This is a genomic window from Fimbriimonadia bacterium, from assembly GCA_039961735.1.
Lineage (GTDB): Bacteria > Armatimonadota > Fimbriimonadia > Fimbriimonadales > JABRVX01 > JABRVX01.
Genome location: JABRVX010000009.1, coordinates 141,205 through 165,391, shown reverse-complemented (window position 1 = coordinate 165,391; position 24,187 = coordinate 141,205). Strand labels below are relative to the sequence as shown.

Here is a 24,187-nt window from a genome sequence, read left to right as displayed (position 1 = left end):
ATGTGCCGAGTGCTGTTCGTGGACGATGAGCCGAGGGTGTTGCAGGGTCTGCGAAGGGCACTGCATGTGCTGGGGACCGATTGGGAAGCCGATTATGCGGTGTCCGCCGATGAGGCGCTGCTGCTCCTCGAGCGTCAGACCTACGACGTGGTGGTCTCGGACATTCGTATGCCCGGGATGAGCGGCTCGGAACTTCTCGCCGAGGTGATGCGCCGCTGGCCGAGCGCCGTGCGCGTCGTGCTCTCCGGCCAGGCGGACGAGGAGGCGGTCCTGAATACCGTCACCAGTTCTCACCTGTTCCTGCAGAAGCCATGCGAGGCCGCGGCCCTCGATGCGGCCATCCGGGCGGCGCTGTCAACACGTAGGCTGCTGAACCGGCCCGAACTTGCTTCGTTCGTATCGCAGATCGGTGCCCTTCCGAGCCCGCCCGGTATCTACGTGGAGTTGCTCAGAGAGCTGCGATCCGAGGAACCCTCGCTAGCGCGCGCGGCAGCTATCGTCGGCCGAAACCCGGCCCTCGGCGCGAAGATCCTGCATCTCGTCAACTCTGCTTACTTCGGTTTTTTCGGAAAGGTGGTGAGCTTGGACCGGGCGATCGCCTTCCTCGGCTTCAACACACTGAAGGCGGTGGTGCTATCGGTGGAGGCCTTCGCGGTGGCCGATCGGGTTCCGACATCGTGTCTGGACGTGTGCTCCCTGTTCGAGCACAGCTTCACCGTGGCAAGATACGCGCAAGAAATCGCCAGGCTGACCGGTTGCAATTGCTCTGTCGATGCGGCCTTCACGGCCGGGTTGCTGCACGATATTGGAAAGGTGATCCTGGCCACCCGCTCCCCTGAGAGATACAGCGAGATAGCACCGGTGACCAGACAAGGCGGTCTAGCCGGCGCTCAGGTCGAGGCGGAGGTGCTGGGCGGCACACACGCTGAAGTGGGCGCCTATCTGTTGGCCCTTTGGGGGCTCCCCGACGAAGTGGTGGACGCAGTCGCATTCCATCACGCGCCGCCCACAGACGGTCCGTGCCCAGCTATAGTCGTGCATCTCGCTGATGCCTTCGCGCGGGCAGGGTCACAGGGAGAACCGGACCTCTCGGCCCTGCCGGAGGGGTGTGAGGCTAGAGAGAAAGCCGCCGATCTGCATGCAGCATGTGAGCGGCTGACCCAGTTTTCCGCAGCTTAGGCCGCTTGCAGGTCCGAGGCGTCGGCACGTCGCACGTAGATGGGCTCGGTTACACCGGTGGTTCTGGCATAGTTCCGAACCTTCTCGAGCAGGCTTACGGTTAGGACCTGGCCAGCGGGTACCACTACAGTGCCGTCTTTCGCCACGATCTCGGTGACGACCGTCTGTCCGAGCCTCAGGTCGCCGACTGTGAGCGCGCCGTGCTCGTGCCCGCTCAGGTGCTGTTCTGCATCGGCGAAGCAGGCAATCGCCTTCTCCAGCACCGAGGGGTCGTACCAGCCTTGACGCGACTCCATCATCTGGAGGGCCTCGGAAACTGAAAATCCTTTGGCAGTGAGATCCGACATATCGAGGCACACTTTCAGCATGCGGGAGCCTATCGGTATCTGTTCGCGGCTCACGGAGTGTGGTGGGTGCCCACCGCCGTTATAGTGCTTGTGCTGGTAGAGGATGATCTGCGCTACCTCTTCGAGCCGAGGAATATTTGCCAGGAGATCCCGTCCCACCTCGGGTACGCGGTTTAGCACCTCTTGTTCGGCGGCAGTCAGCTCCTCTCGTCCGCGCGAACGTATCAGGAGTGCAGGAGGGACGGACACGAGGCCGATTTGCGAAAGCATGGCGGCAAGCTCGATGTCCCACGAGCTGCTACCGAGCAACGCCCGTGCGAGTGTTCGGACGTTGGCCCGCAGCAGCTGGGCGCGACCGAATACGTCCGGCGAAAGCATCGATAGGATATCGATCAGTATCTTGATCGTGCCGCTTAGCGTCCTCTGCAGGAGCTCGCGCTCCGCCGTGACCAGCCGATGCTGCTCGATGCCGGCAAAGAGCGCCGCTGCGAGTTCATCTGACGAGCATGGCTTGGTCAGGAGGCGAAAGACGTTGCCCTGATCCACGGCGGCAATCGCCGTCTGGAGATCGGCAAAGCCTGTAAGCATGATGCGGACAGTCTCGGGGGAGACCTCCTTTGCCCTGGAAAGCAGCTGCACGCCATCCATGCCCGGCATCTTGAGGTCGCTTACGATGACCGCATAGGGCCCGGAATCGGCCAGCATCTGGAGCGCTTGCTCCCCATCGTTCGCCGTGTCCATGCTGACCCTTTTGCGGAGGGCTCGTTGGTATCCATCAGTAATCGAGGGATCGTCATCCACACAGAGCACCTTGTCGCTCATGCGGCATCCTCCTGTTCCTTGCTTTCTTCTGCGAGACCTCGCCAAGCATCGAGGTGCTCGGACAGACCTTCCCGTGCAAGATAGTCGAGATCAGTACCGGACCGTTGACCGGGGTCAGCACGGTCCGATTCGCAGTGCAGCGCACAGGCGACGTGTACCGCCGTCAACGGGGTGAAGCCGGGTGCTTCCGAGTCGCTGGGGTTATCGTGAAAAGCAACGGCCTCCACCACCGGATTCGGCAGCCCCCAGAGGCCGAGAAGGTAACCACCGACTTCGCCATGGCTTGCACCTAACCTGCGAGTTTCGGCTACATGCTGTGGCAGGCCTTCCGACTCCGCCATCTCCCTAGCATCCAGGTAACCGAATTGCAGCCCCGAAGCAAGAACCAGAGTTCCTGCGGCATGGAGGAAACCGGCGATGAACGCATCCTCGACACACCTTTTGCCGGCAGACTCCATCTCGGCGATGCGCTTGGCGAGGACGCTCGTGCGCGAGCTGTGGTGCCAGAGCTGCTCTATGCTTACGCCGGGGAGACGCGAGGCATCGTATTGCGAGAACACATGCACAGATAGCACCAACGCTCGCAGGGTCTCCGTTCCAAGAAGAGCCGCTGCCTGGGAGGGACTGCCAACCTGGCGAGGCAGGCCGAAGAATGCCGAGTTGACAAGCTGCAGGATCTTGGCACTCATCGCGACGTCCTTGGAGACGATCTCGCCAATACGATGAATGGAGGCATCCTCGGAAGCGAGCTCTTGCACTAGCTCTGTATACACAGCCGGAAGACTTGGTAACGATCCGACGCGCGCGATGAGGCCTTTCAACTCCTCTCTCGAAAGCAAGGAGCTGAGTGAGCAGGCCCTGTCCACCGTTTTCCTTAGCGTGTCGGCATCACAGGGCTTCGCCAGATACTGGTGGGAGGGGCCGACCGTCCGCAGAATCGACTCCATGTCCGCCTGTCCCGACAACACGATGCGGACCATGTGGGGATAGTTGTCGCGAACGAAAGCCAGCAGTGCCGCACCGTCCAGGCCGGGCATGCGCATATCGGTGACGATAACATCGTAGCTGTCGCCCGCTAGGATCTCCTGGGCTTCGGCAGCGCTCTGCACGAACGCCATATGCCATGTGTCACGCATCGCGTGCAGCATGCGCCGGAGTCCCTCCAGGACGTTGGGATCATCGTCCACGAACAGAACGCGCTTCATGCACATCGTTCACTCCGTGCCGATGCCGGCTGCTCGGTCGGTAGCCTGATGACGAAGGTCGCACCCTTGCCGCACACACTCTCCACTGCGATGCTTCCCCGATGGCGCTCAGTGACGATGTTGTGTGCGAGAGCTAGGCCTTGGCCCGTGCCTTTGCCGACCTCCTTGGTAGTAAAGAACGGGTCGAAGATGCGCTGCTGGATGTCCTCCGGGATGCCCGTGCCCGTGTCTGCGATCCGCACTTCCACCCATGCGCCATCGCGGCGGGTGGAGATACGAATACGGCCTTTCTCCTCTCGACTTTCTCCGACCACATCCCTTATCGCGTGTGCAGCATTGACGATCACGTTTAGGAACACCTGGTTGAGATCGCCGGGGATGCAAGGGATCGGAGGCAAGTCCTCATCGAAATCGGTCTCTACCTCGGCGACGTACTTCCACTCGTTTCGGGAGATGGTGATGGTGCTGTCCAGAGCGCGGTTCAGGTCTACGTAGGTCATGTCCTCGGTGCCGGGATGAGAGAATTCCTTCATGGCACGCACGATCTTGGCCACACGCTCGAGCCCAGTCAGCGATTGCTCGATAGCCTTGGGGATCTCCGTGACGAGGTAGGGCACGTCCGCGCGATGGGCGAGTTCCTCTACCTGGGTCAGGAGGTCGTGCGTGCTCGCGCCTTGCCACGCGCGGTTTGCCATCGTGGTGATTAGCTCTAGCAGGGGCATAATATCCCCGAAGGCGTCCTTGAGGAAGCGCGTGTTGTCGCCAACGAATTGCGTCGGAGTGTTGATCTCGTGGGCGATGCCTGCCGCCAGCAGGCCGATCGCCTCGAGCTTCTGCGCATGGGCCAGCTGTGACTGCATGGCCTTGCGGGCTGTTACGTCTGCTCCAAAGAGCAGACAACCAGCCAGACCGCGACCAACACGGATTGGATGCAGGCCGAGGCCGAGGATTCCCTGCTGACCGGTAGGAGTCGTGTACTTGAGGTCCTCGACCGAGCGACTCTCGCCAGTGGCCAGACACTCGTTCATGGCTGGATCGAGCCGACTCCACTCCCACGGCAGCGGGCATTCGGCCAGCTTGTTACCTAGGACGTCAGTGGCGGCGAATCCGAGCGTGCGCTCAGCATAGGCGTTCCACAGGGTGACACGCTCCTCGAGGTCTACCGCTATCAGCAGCGAGGGAATCGTGGCCAGAAGGTCCTCGGCCTTCCACGGCTCTCGAAGCGTGTGACACCGGGTCTCCGATTCCATGTGTTCCATCGGCTGCAACTGGCCTCCGCATGGTGCCGCATATGTCATCGCGTAGAGCATGGACGGCCCCGCGAGAGCTGCGCCCCACACTTCTATTGTCGGGACGGATCGGCAGTTATCACAGCGACTGTTGGTGCTAGGACAACCTCTCTCTGACCGTCAGCAGGTAGACAAGCAGGGCAAGTGCGAGCACGTACATGAGCCAGTGCACTTGTCGGCCTTTGCCCGAGGCTACCCGCACGATGGGGTAGGCGACGAAGCCGAGGGCCAACCCGTCCGCAATGGAGTAGCAGAGGGGGATGCCGGCGAGCACCAAAAAGGCGGGAAGCGCCTCCGAGAAGTCGTCCCACTCGATGTGCCGGGCGCTTTGCAGCATCAGCACGCCCACGACGACCAGGGCAGGGGCGGTGAGAGGAGGATAACCGCCGATGGCGTGGATGAGCGGACCGAATAGCAGTGCCACCAGAAACAACAGACCCGCGACCACCGCCGTCAACCCCGTGCGGCCACCATAGGCCACACCAGCAGCGCTCTCGATGTACGCTGTGACGGTGCTGGTGCCGAGTGCCGCGCCTACCACCGTCGCCCCGGAGTCCACGACCAGCGCCTGGACGATTCGAGGGGTCTTGCCCTCCTTGGTAGTGATTCCAGCCTGCTGCGCCACGGCCACCAAGGTGCCGGTAGCGTCCAGCAGCGCCATCAGAGTGAAGATGATGATGAACGGAAGGCAGAACAGCGTCAGCGCGTTCCTGATGTCGAGCCGAAAGGCCGCAGGCGACTCAACCGAGGGAAAGCCCACCACGGCTGCGAGTCCCTGTCCTGCGAATGTGAGTTCCCCGGTCGCGAGCGCGAGCACGCCGGCCGCGGCGATGCCCCACAAGATGGAGCCCCGAACCTTTCGCGCCTGCAATATGCCCGCCACCGCCAACCCGAGCGCGAACACGGCGACCTTTGGGGACGCCAGATGCGGATTCAAGCCGAGCCAGGCGCCCGGCTTGGACACCAATACGTCGCCGTTTCGCAGGCCGATGAAGGCGATGAACAGGCCGATGCCGCCGGCGATTCCGTGCCTCATGCTAGGGCTGATGCCCTCGATGATACGCTCCCGCACCCCGAACAGCGAAAGGCCGAGGAAGATGACGCCCGCTACGAACACGATGCCCAACGCGACCTGCCATGCACCGACAATGCCGGCGGCCGTCAGCGTCATCACGACGGTGACGAAGAAGTAGTTCTCCCCCATGCCGGGTGCCAAGGCGATGGGAAACCGAGCGTACAGCCCCATCACGATCGAGGCTAGGGCCGAGGCAAGGCACGTCGCAAGCAGCACCGCCCCGAAGTCGAGGCCCGTAGGGTTACCGTTGAAGTCGATTGACAGGATCGCAGGCTGCAGAAAGATGATGTACGCCATGGTGAGGAAAGTGGTGACGCCAGCCAGCACCTCGATTCGAACGGTGGTGCCCGCCTCCTCGAGCCGAAACAAACGGTTCAGCACAGCATTCATCGCAGGCCTCCTCATCTCTAGCTTTGCGCAAATGGGCGCGAATGTCAAGATGGCGATCCCGGGAGCTCCGTCATACCCGGCTGACGAAACTTGTGATATATTGGCTAACCAATATCGCAGCGGACGTCCCTGTCGAGGGCCCCTTTGACTCGAAAGACGCCCAAAAAAAGGAGGAAGCTGTGAAACGATTCGCACCACGAGGTGTAGCGATTCTTGCGGTCTGCACGGTCCTGCTCGGCGCCTGGACCGCGTACGCCGACGACACCGACTGCCCCTATCACAAGCTGAAATGGGAAGACTTCAAGGGAGAGCCCCCCGCGAACAGCCCGCACGACGCAGAGACGAGTTCCGGTATCAAGGTATCTGAGTCCACTTACGACACCAAAAAGGGCGCTGACAACAAGTGGCACTCTAAGCTCAAAGGGGCGAAAGCCACCTCCACGATGGACAAGACACAGTCGTGGGTGAAGCCGGACAAGAAGACGGACGAGTTACTTAAGCACGAACAGTATCACTTCGACATCAGCGAATACTGGGCTAGGGAGCTCCAGAAGGCGCTGGACGGGCTCGAAGGTGTCGGCAACACTCCCCAAGAGGCCGAAGCGGACCTAGCCCAGAAGTACGAGCAAACGTACAACGATTATATGCAGAAGCACGACGCGATGCAGGAGAAGTACGACGAGGAGACGGACCACAGCAAGAACGCCGAGAAGCAGGAGGAGTGGTGCAAGAAGATCGGCGACCTGCTGAACCCGCCAGCCCCCAACAAGGCAGTCGGGGAGTCGTCGCAGAGCGGCCTACAATACGACCCCACGAGGAACGAGATGGCGATCGTCAACTCGTTCTTCGACGTGTTCTACGACCTCGGAGTGCCCTTTAACGACTTCCTTCTGCAGAACGCCCCAATCGAGATCGTGCCCCTACATCTTACGGGTTTCCACATGAGCAACGTGTTCCCGGAGCTGCCTCAGTTCATGCCAGACGAGCAGGCCCCATGGTTCACCGTAGGCAGCGGCATCGTTCGGGGCAACCTGCGGCTAATGGTCGGTCACGCCAACACGATTACCGGCTGGATAGAGGAACTGGATGTCATCGAGGAGCTGGTCCCGTACTCGCCCTTCCTGCAGCAGGTGGAGCAAGATAGAGCAACGGGGGCCGCCCTCTTCTGCATCGAGGTCGTCACGCCCATCCCGCTCCAGGAGGCCACCGGCAACTTCACGCTGCCGGCATTCCTGCCCGCACAGGTGCGAGTGGGCACTGCCATGGCCGCGCCCGCAGTGAAGGGCACGCTGGGGCTCGAGTTCCATGTCGCTCCCGATAACGTGACGGGAGTGATGGAGGTGTACGAACCGGGAGGTATCGTGCCCATCGAGATCGTGTCGCTGTCGCTGACCTCCGTCGGAGGGTTCTCGGCGCCTCTTACCGTGAGTCCCGGCACCTACGACCTGCGTTTCGGCGCGCAGCACTTCCTCTGGAAGCGGCTGCCCAGCGTGAGCCTTTCATGGGGGGACAACGACGTGGGTGCAGTGCCCCTAACCAATGGCGACGGCACGGCTGACAACGCAGTGAGCCTGGCGGACCTCAACGCGGTGCTCATCGGCTTCGGCGGAGCTAGCCCGGACCTGGACGGGGACGGTCTGGTAGCCCTCACGGATCTGAACATCGTGCTGGTGAACTTCGGCAGGAACGGCGACAACTAGGCCAAACGGCACGACTGCGGGTTCGAGACGGCCCGGCACCTGTGGCGATGCCGGGCCGACCAATCTCGCGGGCTTCCTATACAGGGTATACAGATTCCGTGAACAGCCCCGACAAAGCCAACCGCATCGCAGCATGGATTGAGGAGCACCGCGACGAGATGATCGCGGCTCTCCGCGAGCAGCTCCGTATCCCCAGCAAGGAAGGCCCGCCCTCCGAGGGGGCACCGTTCGGCGCTGAGTGCCGCCGAGCTCTCGACCACGCGCTCGCCGTCGCCCAGTCCGGTGGCTTAAGAACTCGAGACCTAGGCGGCTATGCCGGACACGCTGAGTTCGGCGATGGGAAGGAACTTGTCATGGCGCTCGGACACTTGGACGTAGTGCCGGAGGGAGAGGGCTGGAAGTTCGATCCCTACGGGGCACAGATTGACGATGGTTACATCTATGCCCGAGGGGCGGTAGACGACAAAGGGCCGACGTACGCCGCCCTGTTCGCTGCTCGCGCAATCAAAGAACTGGGCCTGCCGATACGGAGGCGCGTACGTGTGGTGTTCGGATGTAACGAGGAGAGCGGATTCCGATGCGTGAAGCATTACTTCGAGCAAGAAGAAGCTCCAACATACGGGTTCGCGCCGGATGCCGAATGGCCGCTTATCTACGCCGAGAAGGGTGTAGCGAATATTACATTCTCACAACGATTGGAGCAGGGAAGTGTGCTTCGAATCGCTTCGCTTCAGTCGGGAGAACGGCCGAACATCGTCCCGGATCGAGCCGTCGCAGTATTGGTCGGCTCAGATACGGATCTTCAGGTCGCCGCGCGCAAGCTGGCGGAGTACTGGGATCGTAACGTTACAGCTTCGCTGCGTCCCGATGGCATTTGCGTCGAGGCAGTGGGCAAAGCTGCGCACGCGTCGACTCCTTTCCTCGGCGACAGCGCAGCGACGCGCATTCTCCGAGCCCTTCATTCGCTCGAACTGCCCAACGATGGACCATGGGTCGAAGCCCTGTTCCGGGCGTCGGATCCCGCTGGCACGGGCCTCGGTATTCACGGCAGGGACGAGATCGTAGGGGACCTTACTTCGAATCTGGGCATCCTGCGACTTCAGGATGGTGTGGTGACGGCCCTCTTCAACATTCGTTACCCGGTGGAGTGGAGTGGCGACTCCTTGATAGAGCGCGTCTCGCATTTCGTGCAAGCCAGCGGCTTTCAAGTAGAGACGCTCACCGACAGCAAGCCGTTGCACATGCCTCTGGACCGTGAGCCAGTGCGCAGCATCTTGGCCGTGTTGGAGGAAGAGTTCGGCGAGCCACAAACGCCGAAGACCTTGGGCGGCGGCACCTATGCCCGAGCGGTTCCCAACACGGTTGCAGTAGGAACACACTGGCCGGGCGACGGCGTAGCCCACGAGCCGAACGAGCGCTACGCCATCTCGTCCTACTTACGGGCCGCGAAGGTCTACGCCCGGATCCTGCTCCAGCTTGCTGGCTAGACCCGGACGTACCGAGCGCCTTCTCCAAGGCTCTTCCTTCATTCCGTGACCTCAAGAGCCGAACGCCTCATGCGAATCATTCTTGTGACAGCGTAGCTGATTCTGGAGAGGTGTTCTATGTATCGTTTGTTAGGCAAGGCACTGCCTTTAGTTGGCATCGTGCTGCTCGTCGCGGGGTGCGGCGGCGGCGGGGCCCTTACCGACACAGGACGCTCCTACAAGGGATCTTTAGAGTTCGAACTCGGCGGTGGGGTATCTGGCCTCGACGTGACCACCGCCATCGTGACCGCCACGAAGCTCGAGCTTATGGACGCGGCTAGCGGTGACTATCGGACCCTCTGGTCGGGCTCGAGGCAGGTCGACCTTCTCAGCTCATCCCCTCAGAAGTTCTCTTCAGAGGTCGACTTCGGCGACGGCACGAGCGGCGACTACAATGCGATCCGTGTGACTCTCTCACACGTGCGCCTGGTGGATGACGAGTTAGGCACCTGGGACGAGGATGTGGACTGGACACTCGAGTTCCCGCTCGAAATGCGACTCCTCGCGGGGCGCAAAGCGCTCTTGAGGGCAATTCTTCCTCTTGCCGCATTCGAGCTTCAAGACGAAGCCTTGGTTCTGAACGAGACGACAGTTCACCAGGCCAACGGGACCGACTCGGGAGTACTGGAGCCGAGATGGGTAGATGCCGTGTATCTGGACCTGAGCCACTTGCCCTACGAGATCCCAATGCCGAACGGGAAGAACGCCACGGGCATCTGGTTCAGTAACGACAACCTGGGCTTTTTCGTGGATGACGCTGATGGGCAAGGAGGGGAGTTCTACTCCTGGTACGACGGCGAGTTCGAGCTCGGAGGCACCTATGAGTATGACAACCCGCAAAAGTCCACGCTGACCTGGTATGTGCAGGATCCGAATGGGTTGCTGACCGGCACCGCCTACGCCTTGCGAACCGTCTGCCCGCTAAAGGCGAATGGGTGGAACGGGCTCGTCATGGGAGGCGGCAAAGCCGAACATGGCGTGTTTATCCTAGCGAAGACAGATGCCAACAAAAACATCGTGGACATCTACGGCGGAGACATAGTGCTCAACAGCGAAGACGATCCGATGCAAGGCGGAACAGCAGAGATGACCTCCCTGTACGACTTGCTCAATGCTACCGAGAACCCATTTCAAGCGACAGCCACGCTGACCTATGACGGCAAGATCTCGGGAACCTATTCCTTCGAGAGCGAACATAGCACGCTGCCGGCGAATGGCAATTGGACGCTCTATCTACCCGGAGGCTAGCTTTTTTGGTCGCGCTTGGACTTTTGCGGTCTTGATACGTGGCAAGCGCCGAGTACGGCCCGTGCCATCGAGAAGTCGGCGGCAAGGTGGCTGGTCCGCAGTGATGCGGGCCAGCCCTCGGCTTAGGCCTGTACTCAACATAATACTTATTATCGGACATTGCATTCCGGTTAGGCCGCCGGTCGTAGATGGCGGGTACAATCGGAAGCGTGCCGGTGCTGTCCTCTCGCCCCACACGACAGGACCGGCTCGAACATTCCGAGAGCGACCACGCTTCCCAAAGTCATGAACGCCCGAGAGCTGCGAACCAAATACCTAGAGTTTTTCGACACCAAGGATCACCGCCGGATGCCGAGCGACAGCCTGGTGCCTGACGATCCATCTTTGCTGTTCACGAGCGCGGGCATGGTTCAGTTCAAACCGTACTTCCTTGGCATCGCTCAGCCACCGCACCCCCGTCTCAGCAGCTCTCAGAAGTGCCTCCGGACCACGGACATCGAAGAAGTCGGCAACCCCAGCCACCTGACGTTTTTCGAGATGCTGGGAAACTTCAGTATCGGAGATTACTTCAAGCGCGAGGCCATCGCTTGGGCGTGGGAGTTCCTGACCGATCGCAAATGGCTCGCACTGGACCCCGACCGGCTATGTGTCAGCGTCTTCGAGACGGATGACGAGGCGTTCGAACTGTGGCGCGATATGGTGGGTTTGCCGGAGAGCCGCATCAACCGTCTTGGCGAGGACAAGAATTACTGGCCCGCCAATGCAATCAGCGAGGGCCCGAACGGACCATGTGGACCCTGCACCGAGATCTTCTATCGTACGGTGCCGCCAGAGCAGCTCAGTGGCAACTTTCGCGAGGACGACAAAGCCGGGCGTTGGCTGGAGATCTGGAACCTGGTGCTAATGCAGTTCCAGCGATGCTCGGACCCCAACGACCTTTCAAAGGATGTTGCAATGCTGCCGCTCCCCAAGCCGAGTATTGACACCGGAATGGGGCTCGAGCGGACCGCTCGCGTGCTCTCCGAGCTGCCCAGCGTGTATCACACAGATACTTTCGCGCCAATCGTCGAGGCGATTGGGAGGCTGGCCGAAACGGCCCCTTATGCGGATGAGCGCTCCACCCGTGCCACCCGGGTGATTGCCGACCACTTGCGTGCAGCGTCGTTCTGTATCGCCGACGGTGTCCTACCCCAGAACTCCGGGCGCGGATACGTGTTGCGTCGCCTCATTCGCCGCGCGGTGTTGAAAGGGCAGATGGTGCTTGGGTTCCAGCAGCCGTTCTTGGCCGAGGTGTTCCCTGCCGTTGTCGAGGCGCTGGGCGATCATTACTCTGAGTTGGTCGAGCGCTTCGACCACATCGCACGGGCCCTGGCTACGGAAGAGCAAAGCTTCCGACGAACGTTGCGTGCCGGGACGGACCGCTTCTACTCCATCGCAGGCGAGCAGCGACCCGCGGGCTGGGTGTTCCCAGGGGAGGCAGCATTCGAGCTATACGACACCTTCGGTTTCCCGCTGGAGGTGACGCGCGAGCTGGTAGAGCAGATGGATGGCTCCGTGGACACTTCGGGATACGAGAGGGCGCTCGAGGAACAGCGGACCCGCTCGAAGTCGGGTCACGGGCTTGCTGACGAATTGTTCTGCCAAGACCAAATCGAGCTGTACACCTCGGGTGAGGCGAAGCCCTTCACGCACTTCGTGGGCTACGACCAGCTGAAAGTATCGGCTCGCATCGTTCAGGTGAGCCCTCTGCCCAACGATTGTGGCGATACCGCCGAGCTGTTCGATGTCGCGTTGGACGTCACGCCTTTCTATGCGGAAGCGGGGGGGCAAGTCGGGGACACAGGCACCATTTCGTGTAAAGCCTTCGAACTGAGGGTCGAAGACACCCGGCGAGCGCAGGAGATCACCTGGCATCGCTGTTCGGTGGTTCGGTCCGACGAGCCGCTGGTCGGCGTGCCGGTGGAGCGACAGCGCGAGCTGCTCGGCTCCGGCTATCTGTTCCGCGGCGTGACTGCTACCGTGGACGCTGAGCGAAGGCGTCACATCGTCCGCAACCACACGGCAACGCACCTGTTGCACGCTGCGCTTCGGCAGGTGTTGGGCGACCACGTACATCAGGCCGGCTCGCTGGTTGCACCCGAATACCTTCGCTTCGACTTCACGCACCACCAAGCCATGACCGAAGAGCAGATCGCCGAGGTGGAGCGCATAGTGAATCGGTGGGTGCTGCAGGAGGTCGACGTCGTCATCGAGACGCAGGTGCCGGTCGCCGAGGCAAAGGCGCGGGGCGCTATGGCGCTGTTTGGCGAGAAGTATGGTGAGACGGTGCGAGTCGTGCAGGTGCCGGGGTTCAGCATCGAGCTATGCGGCGGGTGCCACGTCTCGAATACCGCCAAGATAGGGCTATTCAAAATTGTGCACGAAGGCAGCGTCGCAGGCGGTGTGCGGCGCATCGAAGCGCTGACGGGCGAGTACGCCTATCGGTGGGCAGTGGAGCGGGACAGACTGGTAAAGGACGCGGCTGCCAAGCTGAAGGCCGGGCCTGCTGAACTAGGCGCGGCAATCGAGCGGCTGCAAGGCGAGATCCGGGACCTGAAGCGCCGGCTAGAGCGAGCCGTCCAAGGCGGGGCTGCCCAGCAGCCTGCAATGATCTGTGAGGTGAACGGCCTCCCACTGGTGGTCCAGGCCCTGCAGGATGTACCGCTGTCGTCCGCTTCGGGTATCGCAGACCGGCTGGCGGACCAGCACAAGGACGCGGTAGTGCTAGTCGGTGCTGCCGGAGACGGCAAGGTTACCTTCGTGGCTAAGGTTCCCGAAGGCGCTCGCCGGCACGGTGCGCACGCCGGCAATCTGGTGCGGGAGATCGCTGCTGTGGCAGGCGGCTCTGGGGGCGGTCGGCCAGATTTCGCTCAGGCGGGCGCGAAGGACCCATCCCGCATGAACGACGCGCTGTCCACGGCGCCGGCCGTGCTCGCTGAGCAGATCCACAAAGAGGCGTAAATTCGCCGTCCCGGCGATACAACCATCCGGCGAGACGCCGGAATTACGTTGCAGCGCCGCCTGCCTCACGGCGTGCGGATGCGAGGCAAGATCAGAGCCAAGCCGAGGCGGAGGAGGCTCTTACCTCTCAGCGGGTAAAGGCGCAACGAGTGCAGGTACCAACGCCTTGCCGTTCTCGCATCGCCGAAGAGGTGGTTCAGCGTCCCGAGTGCGGCGGCCGAGTGCGCCAACGCTCGCACCATCGCCTTCCTGTCGGCCGCCCGCTCCATCAACTCGATCTCTCGTGAGTGAACGCGGGTGTGCCTGATGTCCATCTCCTCACGGTTCATCCGCTCCACACGCACTTTGCTCGTCTGCGCCTCGTGCACTCGGTAACGCACCAGATCCTCGTCCACGAAGGCAAACTCCGTGCGTTCCGCCATCCGCAGAAACAGGTCCCAGTCCCCGAGGCACTGCAGGTCTTCGCGAAAACGGCCACACTCTTCCCACAAGCTCTTCTCGAACATTACGGTGCTCGGAAAGCAGTGGTTGTGGTAAATGAGGGGTACCAGGGCGTTCCCGCTCGGCAGCCGCATCAGCGTGTGCCCGAACACATGGTACGTGCACGGGACACCCATTGCATCTACGAAGTGGCCGTTGGTGAAGCTGAAACGCCGGTCCCCCAGATCAGCGGTCTGCACCTCCAGCTTGCGCGGCTCCCAGGCATCGTCCGAGTTCAGGATCGCAATCCGGTGTCCGCTGGCCACTTCGATTGCGCGGTTCAAAGCAGCGTACGTTCCGACGTTGTCGTCCAGGAGCATGACGCGGATACGGCCTTCGTACTCGCGAGCAATGGCCGGCGAGGCATCGCTACTTGCGTCGTCAATCAGCAGAATTTCATCGGGCGGTACGGTCTGTGACAGGACGCTCTCGATGCACTCGCGAAGGAATCGCTCGTGATTGTAGCTGGTGATTACGGCGCTGACTTTAGGCGGATCGCTCACGCACTGGTGTGTTTCTCGCTCGACGTGGTCGGTCCTGTCGAGTCGGTCACGCTGGCAACATTACGGGCAGTCAGTCTGGCTCGGCCCTGTGGATGCCCATCATGATTGCACCCTACATCATCGGCATAGACATTGGCGGAAGCAAATGTGCCGTTAGCCTCGCTCGCCACAGCGAGATCGTAGGTCGCTGGGAGTTTCCGACGGAAGAAGAACCAAGTCCCGAGGCAGTACTAAGACGCCTAGCCCATTTGGCCGACGCTGCCACCGACCGGATCGGGGTGTCGCGCCAAGATGTGATCGGCGTCGGCGTGTCGTGCGGAGGACCGCTCGATTCCGAGACCGGCATGATCCTATCGCCGCCCAACTTGCCCGACTGGGATGCCGTGCCCGCGAAGGAGATCCTGGAACAAGCACTGCTTTTGCCCGTGAAGGTGGAGAACGATGCGAACGCAACCGCGTTGGCCGAGTGGCGCTTGGGTGCAGGCCGCGGTTGCCGCTCGATGGCGTTTCTCACTGTGGGCACGGGGATCGGCGCGGGCCTCATTCTCGACGGCAATCTTTATCGCGGTAAGCGGGGCCTGGCGGGCGAGATAGGCCACGCCACCATCCTTCCCGAGGGGCCACCATGCCTTTGCGGCAAGGTCGGGTGTCTCGAGGCACTCGCGTCCGGCTCGGCGCTCGGCCGCACCGCCACCGCCCTCTTCCACGGCCGAACGCAAGGGTCCGCATCTTCGCACGAGGTCTCGGGACGCGAAGTGGTGGAGGCGTTCCACCGGGGTAACCCACAGGCACGCGAGATCGTGCTTCGCTCTGCTGCGTACCTCGGTATCGGCATCGCCAATCTGTTGCACACGCTGGACCTCGAGCGGGTCATCCTCGGCACCATCGCCATCCATGCGGGCGAGGAGTATCTGGAAGCCGTGCGCAGTTCGGTGGCGGCGCACTGCTGGCCGAGCATATGGGAAGGTGTGGAGATCCTGCCCTGCGGCTTGGGTGACCGGGCGCAGGACTACGCCGGGATCAGCCTGTGGCTGGAGTAACCCGTCGAGGTCGGTGAATGCTGCCCAGAAAATCTCGCGAACGATTCGCACACCAGCAAGCCGTCTATAACCATGGGGATGCGCGAAGACCGATATCTTCTGCGTTCCGCAGCATCCGAAGGTAACGACGTCGGTGCCGACTGTCTTTGCGATGTGCACTCGGTCCATCGCGAGGCGTGACCGCGAGGAGCGCCACCGGGGCATATGTCCTGGCCAACTGGAGTGAGGTGAGACGAACATGCTGTGGCTTTTTGGCTCGTTGCTACTCCTCGGCACCGCTGTACAGGGTGAGCCCGTGGAACGACGTGAGCCGGGGTGGCTGCTGAACCAGGTCTTCCCTAACCCGACCGGCGAGAACGGTATCGAGGACTTCCTTGTCGCGGCAGAAACGCTGGGAGCAAACCGCGGATACCAGCGTCTTCAGCAGCTCGACGCCGAAAAGCGAGTTACGCTTCAGGACAAGCGAAGGGCGATCGCGTCCTGCAAGGCCGTCCTAACCCGCGTTAGGGTCGGCCTCGCTCGAAAGAACTTCCTACTTCGGGAGAACGTAGACTGGAACACTCCTCTCATAGAGCTAGGCCACTACCGACAACTTGCCCGGCTCCTTTACACCGAGCAGGAAGTGCATTTTGCCGACGGGCGTGAGAGGCAGGCCATCGGCAGCTTTCAGGACGGATATCGGCTGGGCCAGGTCATCGAGCAGAAGCTGCTGCTGGCTGGACTCGTTGGCAAAGCGTGTCGAGCCTTAAGTGTTTCCCCTCTCGCACGTCGTTTGGACCAACTCGATTATGAGGAGTGCAAGTACCTTCGAAAGGTGTGCGAGGAGCTCCTAGAACATCAGAGCGATCTTGCAGACATCATCACGGGTGAGATAGTCATCGCGCAAGACTTCCTAGCACGAGCAAGGGAGGATGATTTCGTGGATCTTCTACAGGCCGCGGCCCCGACACTGGAGGACGACGCAGATGATCCTGAGCGCGACGCCCTCTACGAGAGGATGACGAAACATCCTGAACTTTTCGAGCAAGACGCGCGCCGCGTCGGGACCGTCTTGCGTGAGTTCCATCGCCAGTTGCTCGCAGAGCTCGAGAAGCCGTTTTGGGAGCGAAGTCTGCCGGAGCCGGAGCAGATCGACGACAGCTCGTGGGCTTCCGCTATTCTGGAGGCTCTCATCCCCTCTTGGAGTATCGCGTTCGAGCAGTTCTGCGCCGAGCATGCGAGGCTACAGCTACTAGCAGTCCACGCCGCAATCCTGGAGTACCGCTGGATGTACGGCTCTACTCCCGAAGACCTCTCGAGGCTCAACCTCGGCGATCTCGTCACCGACCCTTTCACCGGCAAACCGCTGATCTATAAGCGCCTGGACGACTACCGCTACAAGCTCTACTCAGCCGGGCCTAACAAGGAAGACGACGGCGGCAACTCCGATTCCGACGTAGTGCTCGTGCAAGGCATGTGACACAGCATCCCCGTTGGTATGCTTCGGTAGCAGAGCGCAGCGGTGCTGCCGAAACACCTTACCTCCTTCGCCACATGCTATCGGGTGAGCCTATACACTCTGCGAGTACTCCGCGTGATAGGTCGAGGTGCACCCTGACGAAGCCCTAGCAATCGGCAGCCGTGTAACTCCAAGGCATGGGCCGAGCCATTCCCACCGGGCCCGCGTGGCGACCGGCGAGGGGCGGGACAAAAGCAACGGGCGGCGATCCTTCTGCCGCCCGAGACACGACTAAACTAGCCGGAAGCTGACTGAGGTGTTACGGTCCGGTCTTCGACTTGTCGTCTGACTTGGACTCCTTGTTTTTCTCCAGCATCTCTTTGTACTGCTTGACGGCCAGCTCCATCTTTTCCTTCTTCGGCCCCTTGCAGAGGCTAGCGAAGCCCTGGAGCAGCTTCATCTGCTCCTCCTGGAGCTTCTTCTCCTTCTGCTCCTTGGTCAGGTTCGGGTCGTTCTGGATGCGCTGTGCCTCTTCGCGATAGGTTCTGGATAGCGCAGCCAAGCCGGCAGCCTCTACTTCGTCCAGTTCGTAGGGCGAGCGCTCGTCGAGCTGCTCCTTGTATTTTTTGTACTGCTCCTGGGTCAGGATGGTCTTCAGCCCTTCCCGGAACTTGGCGCGGTTATCGTTCTGCGCCTTGTAGTAGGCCAGGTCGCCGAGCTTCTTGAGATCGAGTGCGGCGTTCGCCGCTTCCATCTTCTCGTAGTTCGTCTTGACCTTGGCGAATTGCTCATCCGTGAGCTTCAGAAATCGCTTGAGGTTGTCCGGATGCTCCCAGTCCGTGGAGCCGACTTGCTGCGGAGTCTCGTTCTTAGTCTGCCCCGGTCCCACGACGGGTCCCTTGGGCGGTCCTTGCGGCGGCGCCGTGGTCTGGGCCAGCGCCACGCTCAACAGGCCGAAAACAGCCAACGATAACAAAACTCTCTTCACCTGAGTTTCCTCCTATGGACGCGACCCCACTCCGAGCCGCGGATCACATCTTGCGACGACCGGGGCGCTTTAGTCGAGAACGCCCGCCCAGCGCAGCAGGCGAACCAGTCGCGCTACCGGAAGGCCGACCACGTTATTGTAGCAGCCCTCGACGCGCGCAACAAAGCTCCCAGCTCCCGCCTGTATTCCATACGCACCCGCCTTATCCAATGGTTCGCCGGTGCGGACATACTCCAGGATTTCTTGTTCCATGAGCGGGCGAAACGTCACCCATGTAGTTTCCGATGCGCGCGCTGTCCGTCCCTTCCCGCATACCGCAATCCCGGTAATAACGCGGTGCGTCTTGCCGGAGAGCAGCCGTAGCATCCTCGCCGCATCGGCCTCATCGGCGGGTTTCGCGAGCGAGCGGCGGCCGAGGCACACCAGGGTGTCTGCACCAACAACCACGGCATCGGGATGGAGACGCGCGACTGCTTCGGCCTTGGCCGCCGCGAGCCGCCGCGCTGTAAGGCAGGGGTCGGGAAGCAGGTCGGGCACGGTCTCGTCCACTTCGCTCGGGATCACGTCGAACCGCAAGCCGAGCGAGGCCAGCAGCTCGCGCCGGCGGGGCGAGGCCGAAGCCAGAATGAGACGAGGCCGCACGGCACTAGGGGAGGTTCGCACCGAACTGCTCGACCTCTCTGACCCACTCCTTGCGCTGTTTCATCGTGGACTTCGCCACCAAGTCGAAAAGGCGGTACTCGATAGGGTCCATCCCCGCCCAGGAAAGCATGCTGCACACTTGGATGCGTGCGGAGTTTGCTTGTTCGATGCTCTCTTTCGGTGCGTCCGCGGTGATGAGCACTCGTGCGCTGCGACCGGTGAGCAGAGGATGCCACTTGTCCTTCTTGAACTCCGCGGCGATGGGGGCGAAGGCGCGTTCGATGAAGCCCGTCAGGCGGGCCGGCGTGGTGTTGCACCACAGCGGGAAGATGACCGCCAGATGGTCGCACCACTGGATGGTCTGCTGCGCGCGAACGAGATCGGGCTCCAGCGGCTGCACCCAGTCGTCGGCAAGGACGAGGCACGTTTCGTAGTGCATGCGGTAGAGGTCCAGCACTCTCGCCACGTGGCCCGCGCTTTCGGCACCCCGCACGTAGGCCTCGACGAATGCGTAGTTCAGGCTGCCGTACGGCTTGGGGTGGGAGTGGATCACGCAGACGTTCATCGCAGGCTCCTTGCAGGGTGGTCGGTGCCATAGGATACCTGCCGCGGGACCAGAGAGGGCCGATGCGCTGCTCGCGTGCCGCCGGATCAGCTATCGCCGAGACGGCGAAACTACGATCGCATTCGCCGATAGTGGTGCTTGCCTACCTTCAGCACTTTGCCGCTTAGGTCGACAGGTAGAAGCGTCGCCATCGGATCGCTGATACGTTCACCGTCGAGCTGCACCCCGCCCTGTTGGATCAGCCGTCGCGCCTCGCCGTTCGAGGACGCCAGCCCCAATCCCGCGATGAGCGCTGCCAAAGACACCCGTCCATCGCGAATTGCAGCTGCGGGTATGTCGGCCTCGGGCACTTCCGTCGGTCCCTCGCGCTTACTGTACTGGGTTAGCCACTGCTCCTCAGCCGCCAGTGCCTCCGCCTGCGAGTGGTAGATGGTGGTTATCTCGCGCGCCAGCCGCTTCTTCACTTCCATCGGATGCTCTGTGCCCTGCTCGATGCCGCGTACCAGCCGCTCGACCTCGTCCAACGGCACGTCCGTCGCCAAAGTGAAGTAGTTCTCGATGAGGTGGTCCGGAATGGACATCACTTTGCCATACATCTGGAACGGCTCTTCCGTGATGCCGATGTAGTTGCCCAGCGACTGCGACATCTTCTCCACGCCGTCCAGGCCCACTAAAAGCGGCATCAGCAGCACCACCTGCGGCTCCTGGCCGATCTCGCGCTGTAGGTTGCGTCCGACCAGGTTGTTGAACTTCTGGTCGGTCCCTCCCAGCTCGACGTCCGACTCTATCTGCACCGAGTCCTGTCCTTGGCACAGCGGGTAAAGGATCTCGTGCAGGCCGATCGGCTTCTCCTCGCGCAGACGGTTGGTAAAGTCGTCCCGCTCCAGGATACGTGCGACGGTGGTCTTGGAGGCGAGGCGGATCACGTCCGCGAAGTCCATCTTGCCCAACCAGTCGGCGTTGTAATAGATGCGTGTGCGCTCGGGGTCTAGGATCTTGTAGAGCTGCGGTTCCACTGCGCGCACGTGCTGCTGGACCTCTTCCCGGCTCAGCTGTTTCCTTGTCTTGCTCTTGCCGCTCGGATCTCCAATCATCGCGGTGAAGTCGCCGACGATGAGACATGCCTCGTGACCCAGGTCCTGGAACTGGCGAAGCTTGCGCAGCACCACGGCCCAACCGAGCGTGACCGCAGGAGCGGTGGGGTCCACACCCAGCTTCGCGCGGAGCGGCTTGCCGGTGGCTATCGAACGCTCCAGCTTGGCGCGAAGCTCCTCTTCGGAGATGATCTCCTCGGCTCCTCTGCGCAGGACCTCGAGTTGTTCGTCAACGGTCACGAGAAGGCTCCTTCGGTGTCGTCTGCGGAGTTCCGACCGGCTATGCGGCGGCAGGTCGGTTTCGCGGCATCCGAGATGATACCTACCCGGAGTGTCGGCATCGCCGGCAGCCCCAACGGGCTTACCGCCTCTGAGGTCCCCTTCCAAGTCGAGCTCAGTGGCCCTTGCTGCACCCTTCACCCCGACTCGCCGAAGGAAGGGAGTCTGCGTACGCGGATTGGGTGCCATGGGCAACTCGTTGCCCGTGATCACAGTGTCCGTCATCGGCCTGACCCCTGTTCAGGGACAACGAGTTGCCCATGGCACCAGCACCAACTACCGTCTAGAATCCTCTATCCCCATCTTCGTCTGCGAGTGCCTGCAGAGAAGAGACCACTCTCGCGCGCCCGTAAGTTGCACAGGGGCGAAAACGGGCGTATAATGGATAGGCGATCTTCTGAAGAGGATTGGCTTGTGATGATTGCCCGATGGATGGTGGCTCTTCTTAGCTGGTCTTGTGTGGCTTCAAGCGCCGCAGGACAGGGTTGGCTCGTCACGCGCCTCTGGTTCGAGAACCTCACGCGCGGCACGGACAACGCCGGCGCGCTGCTCGCCGAACCGGGTGACCGCATCGCGATACGCTTCATGACCCAGGTCGACCCCCTGTTCGTGATGAAGTGGGGGACGTTCCAGGCGACACTCATTCTGGACGGACTGAGCCTGATGGGCGACGACGACGCGAACTCCTGGGTGGCCCAGGCCTCTAGCGCTTTCTCACCCCCTACTTGGTATCCGATAAGGGTGTTCCACCAGCCCGACTACGGGCCGATGTACGACAATGCCGTCGAGCCTACGGACCCCAGCTATCCACTCGTGTCCCAGCGCGGGCTCTATGCGCTGATTGGCGCGACCGACCGCAGCGGGGCACAGAACTCCGACCGCAAGCTGTTCGAGTTCACCGTCCGGCCGGGCTCCGTCGGAGAGGAACTTCACTGGAGCTTCCCCGGACGAATCACGGGGACGGGTCTCTCCACGCGGGTGATCGATTCGCTCGCGGTGACGCACGATCCGACCGACAACTTCGTGCGCGTCGTGCCGGAGCCCTCGGCCCTGTGGGGGTTGTTGGGCGGGCTGGTGTTGCTCCGCCGACCACGTGCTCCACGTTTTCGTGCTTCCACCTATCACGCCATTCGCCCTCGGATGGAGTGCTGACACCACTATGACGAGCCAAAGCCCGAGCAGGCTCGCGCACTCGTATGCTTCAGTAGGCCGGGGCGGAGGCGTGCTCCCGGAGCATGGCCTCCCGCCTCGCCCACAGGATAGAACGCACTGTGGGGGCCGAGCCCGCGGCAGCGACGGGGGCATGGAAACCTTATGGGGCGAGTGAGTGGGGGGACCAAAAGAGAATGGGTGCGGGGGTTGGATTTGAACCAACGACCTCCGGGTTATGAGCCCGACGAGCTACCAGACTGCTCTACCCCGCGACCTCGGGTTATAGAATAGCATATTCGGGCCTATGCGCGCAACTGCCCGTTCGGCGGGGGCTGAGCCCGGCTGGTGCGACATCGCGACACGGAGGCTCTCGGCAGCCGCCGGCATCTGGCACCCTTCCCTCCTCCGCTGGAAGTCGTCCGGCCATCCCTCTAGGTTCAGCGGCTCCTAGCTGAACACACACCGACGCATGAAGCTTGAAGGTCTCATCGAACAACATTCATCCGCACTCAGCATGGCGGTTCTAGTGGGAGAACCCGACTGACTGGGAGCAGCGAGGATACTGGCCCGAGGCCAACCTTCTCTAGACGACGAACGTGCATCGGGCCGCCCGGGACTGGTGGAGGCTAGCGGATTCGAACCGCTGACCTGCTGCGTGCAAAGCAGCCGCTCTCCCAGCTGAGCTAAGCCCCCACGGGCGGCCATTGTACCGCGAGTTCGCAGCGCGTGACGTTCGGGGGAACTCGAAAGCCGCGGATTCAGTCCGGGCCGCGGAACGGTGACTGTCGCTAGTACCCCGGCGGGGCATGGAGAATTCACGGAGCTGGGTCCCAGCCTCTGGACCCGTCGGAATAGCCAAGGAATGCACCCGTGCGGCAGTTCGAATCATGCCCCGGCGCGGTCCTTGAGTCTTCCGTGTGCGTCCAGTGGGTGCAACCCGGCGGACGCGGGCCAGGGCATGGAGATCGCTGGATTCCCGCCTGCGCGGGAATCCAGGCCTATGCACGATGAGCGTCATCGCGCTCGGGGGACGCCGCAAGTAGCTCGAGAACGGGGCTAGGCGACGACCAGTTCGGTCGGGCGGACGCCTTCTTGGTCCACCACCGAGCGCAGCGCCTCCAAAGCGACGTCCACCTGCCGCTCGTTCGGCTCTCGGGTGGTGAGGAACTGCGTGAGCAGCCCAGGCCAGAAGAGCACCGTGCACAGCAGGCTTCCCTTCATTCGTCCCGCCAGCCGCAGCGCCTCGTACGCTACACCCGCTATGGGGAAGAGGATCGCGATATGCAGCGGTACCCGAAACCATATCTCGGGCCGCGGAAGGAACGGGAACACCAGTAGGCTGAGCAACAGCACGATCACGATGAAGCTGGTGCCGCAACGCTGGTGCAGGCGTGTCTGGCGCAGCGCGTTCTCGCGCGTCAGTTCCTGCCGAGCCTCCAGCGTGTTGATCGCCTTGTGCTCGGCGCCGTGGTACTGGAAGACCCGGTAGATGTCCGGCATGAGGCTGATGAGCGCCACGTAGTCCAGGAAGATCAGGAACCGGAGGCCTACGTCGAGCAGGTTGAGTTGGGCGGTGGTCCATTCGTACGCCTTGAACGCATCCACGGCTGCGGTGGGGAGGACCACGAAGAGCAAGACGCCAAAGCCGAGGCCCATCACCATAGCGCCGCCCACTGCAATCTCGTTGATGGCGCCTTTGCTGTCCGCCTGCTCCTCGGCCTTCTTCGGGCGCAAGACCAGAGCGAGCACCAGCACCACGGCAGCCCCGAGGATGATTAGCCCTTTCGGTGAGATGAGGCTGTGCCACAGGGACACCAATTTGGCGACCACCGCGCTTCCGATGGTGGGGCCAATGAGTATCCCTACGATGGCGTTCACGGCAATCAAGCCGAGCCAGAAGGGGATCTCGCGCGCGTTCCGTCCGATCCGCTCTTCCTTCGGCGGCCCGTCGCCTTCGTACTGCTCATCCAGTTGCACGCGCGAGGCGAACTGCAGCGCCTTGATGCCGAGCGCCATGGCGTCCAGGAGCGCCAACGAGCCCCTGAGAAACGGCAGTTTGAGCCATTTCTGCCTGCCGATCCAGGTGTTTTCTACAGGTTCGGTGCGGAGGACGATCTCCTGATTGGGCGCGCGGCAGGCAACAGCAAAAAAACGAGGGCTGCGCATCATCACACCCTCGATTACCGCCTGACCGCCGTACTGAAGGTACTCGGCCTTTGGCATGG

General features: G+C 62.0%; 18 protein-coding genes and 2 tRNA genes. 8 read left to right on the top strand and 12 right to left on the bottom strand.

Features of this window, described 5'->3' with window-relative positions; translation table 11 throughout:
* Positions 1-1,179 (top strand): HDOD domain-containing protein, encoded by a 1,179-nt coding sequence (locus tag HRF45_04045; GenBank protein ID MEP0765698.1) that lies wholly within the window; start codon positions 1-3, stop codon positions 1,177-1,179.
* Here HRF45_04045 and HRF45_04040 read toward each other — a convergent pair.
* The 4 genes from HRF45_04040 to HRF45_04025 all read right to left on the bottom strand — a co-directional run bounded on the left by HRF45_04040 (position 1,176) and on the right by HRF45_04025 (position 6,307).
* Positions 1,176-2,348 (bottom strand): response regulator, encoded by a 1,173-nt coding sequence (locus tag HRF45_04040; protein MEP0765697.1) that lies wholly within the window; start codon positions 2,346-2,348, stop codon positions 1,176-1,178. The genes HRF45_04045 and HRF45_04040 overlap by 4 nt on opposite strands.
* Positions 2,345-3,553, bottom strand: a complete 1,209-nt coding sequence (locus HRF45_04035; GenBank protein MEP0765696.1) for an HDOD domain-containing protein — start codon at positions 3,551-3,553, stop codon at positions 2,345-2,347. The genes HRF45_04040 and HRF45_04035 overlap by 4 nt, the downstream gene beginning before the upstream one ends.
* Positions 3,550-4,812 carry a PAS domain-containing protein gene (locus HRF45_04030; GenBank protein MEP0765695.1) on the bottom strand — a complete coding sequence of 421 codons (1,263 nt, stop codon included), beginning with the start codon at positions 4,810-4,812 and terminating at the stop codon, positions 3,550-3,552. Before HRF45_04030 ends, HRF45_04035 begins: the two co-directional genes overlap by 4 nt.
* A gap of 127 nt (positions 4,813-4,939) precedes the next feature.
* Positions 4,940-6,307, bottom strand: coding sequence for an NCS2 family permease (locus tag HRF45_04025; protein MEP0765694.1), 1,368 nt, complete (start codon positions 6,305-6,307; stop codon positions 4,940-4,942).
* 179 nt (positions 6,308-6,486) lie between these two features.
* Here HRF45_04025 and HRF45_04020 point away from each other — a divergent pair, with 179 nt between their 5' ends.
* From HRF45_04020 to alaS, 4 genes are all read left to right on the top strand, one after another.
* Entirely contained in the window at positions 6,487-8,007 is a 1,521-nt protein-coding gene (locus tag HRF45_04020; protein MEP0765693.1) for a DUF922 domain-containing protein, read from the top strand.
* Between the two features lie 98 nt (positions 8,008-8,105).
* Complete coding sequence (locus HRF45_04015) at positions 8,106-9,494, top strand: Sapep family Mn(2+)-dependent dipeptidase (protein MEP0765692.1); 1,389 nt, start codon at positions 8,106-8,108, stop codon at positions 9,492-9,494.
* A 117-nt stretch (positions 9,495-9,611) separates the two neighbouring features.
* Entirely contained in the window at positions 9,612-10,781 is a 1,170-nt protein-coding gene (locus tag HRF45_04010; GenBank protein ID MEP0765691.1) for a hypothetical protein, read from the top strand.
* A 285-nt stretch (positions 10,782-11,066) separates the two neighbouring features.
* Positions 11,067-13,781, top strand: coding sequence for an alanine--tRNA ligase (alaS, locus tag HRF45_04005; GenBank protein MEP0765690.1), 2,715 nt, complete (start codon positions 11,067-11,069; stop codon positions 13,779-13,781).
* A gap of 65 nt (positions 13,782-13,846) precedes the next feature.
* Here alaS and HRF45_04000 read toward each other — a convergent pair whose 3' ends face one another.
* On the bottom strand, positions 13,847-14,764 hold the full coding sequence (locus HRF45_04000) for a glycosyltransferase (protein ID MEP0765689.1): 918 nt from the start codon (positions 14,762-14,764) through the stop codon (positions 13,847-13,849).
* A 101-nt stretch (positions 14,765-14,865) separates the two neighbouring features.
* Here HRF45_04000 and HRF45_03995 point away from each other — a divergent pair, with 101 nt between their 5' ends.
* Positions 14,866-15,804, top strand: coding sequence for an ROK family protein (locus tag HRF45_03995; protein MEP0765688.1), 939 nt, complete (start codon positions 14,866-14,868; stop codon positions 15,802-15,804).
* A gap of 238 nt (positions 15,805-16,042) precedes the next feature.
* Entirely contained in the window at positions 16,043-17,263 is a 1,221-nt protein-coding gene (locus HRF45_03990; protein ID MEP0765687.1) for a hypothetical protein, read from the top strand.
* Positions 17,264-17,561: 298 nt separating this feature from the next.
* On the opposite strand, the gene HRF45_03985 is transcribed toward HRF45_03990, so the two are convergent.
* The 4 genes from HRF45_03985 to HRF45_03970 form a co-directional block, all read right to left on the bottom strand.
* Entirely contained in the window at positions 17,562-18,230 is a 669-nt protein-coding gene (locus HRF45_03985; GenBank protein MEP0765686.1) for a hypothetical protein, read from the bottom strand.
* A 69-nt stretch (positions 18,231-18,299) separates the two neighbouring features.
* Positions 18,300-18,872, bottom strand: coding sequence for a septum formation protein Maf (maf, locus tag HRF45_03980; GenBank protein ID MEP0765685.1), 573 nt, complete (start codon positions 18,870-18,872; stop codon positions 18,300-18,302).
* A 4-nt stretch (positions 18,873-18,876) separates the two neighbouring features.
* Positions 18,877-19,437, bottom strand: coding sequence for an NAD(P)H-dependent oxidoreductase (locus HRF45_03975; GenBank protein ID MEP0765684.1), 561 nt, complete (start codon positions 19,435-19,437; stop codon positions 18,877-18,879).
* Between the two features lie 110 nt (positions 19,438-19,547).
* Positions 19,548-20,999, bottom strand: coding sequence for a tyrosine--tRNA ligase (locus HRF45_03970; GenBank protein ID MEP0765683.1), 1,452 nt, complete (start codon positions 20,997-20,999; stop codon positions 19,548-19,550).
* Between the two features lie 228 nt (positions 21,000-21,227).
* Here HRF45_03970 and HRF45_03965 point away from each other — a divergent pair, with 228 nt between their 5' ends.
* Positions 21,228-21,962, top strand: a complete 735-nt coding sequence (locus HRF45_03965; GenBank protein MEP0765682.1) for a hypothetical protein — start codon at positions 21,228-21,230, stop codon at positions 21,960-21,962.
* A gap of 195 nt (positions 21,963-22,157) precedes the next feature.
* On the opposite strand, the gene HRF45_03960 is transcribed toward HRF45_03965, so the two are convergent.
* The 3 genes from HRF45_03960 to HRF45_03950 form a co-directional block, all read right to left on the bottom strand.
* Positions 22,158-22,234: transfer RNA gene (locus HRF45_03960), tRNA-Met, on the bottom strand.
* A gap of 345 nt (positions 22,235-22,579) precedes the next feature.
* A tRNA-Ala gene (locus HRF45_03955) sits at positions 22,580-22,655 on the bottom strand.
* A 363-nt stretch (positions 22,656-23,018) separates the two neighbouring features.
* Complete coding sequence (locus tag HRF45_03950) at positions 23,019-24,185, bottom strand: DUF1385 domain-containing protein (GenBank protein ID MEP0765681.1); 1,167 nt, start codon at positions 24,183-24,185, stop codon at positions 23,019-23,021.
* Positions 24,186-24,187: the final 2 nt, after the last annotated feature.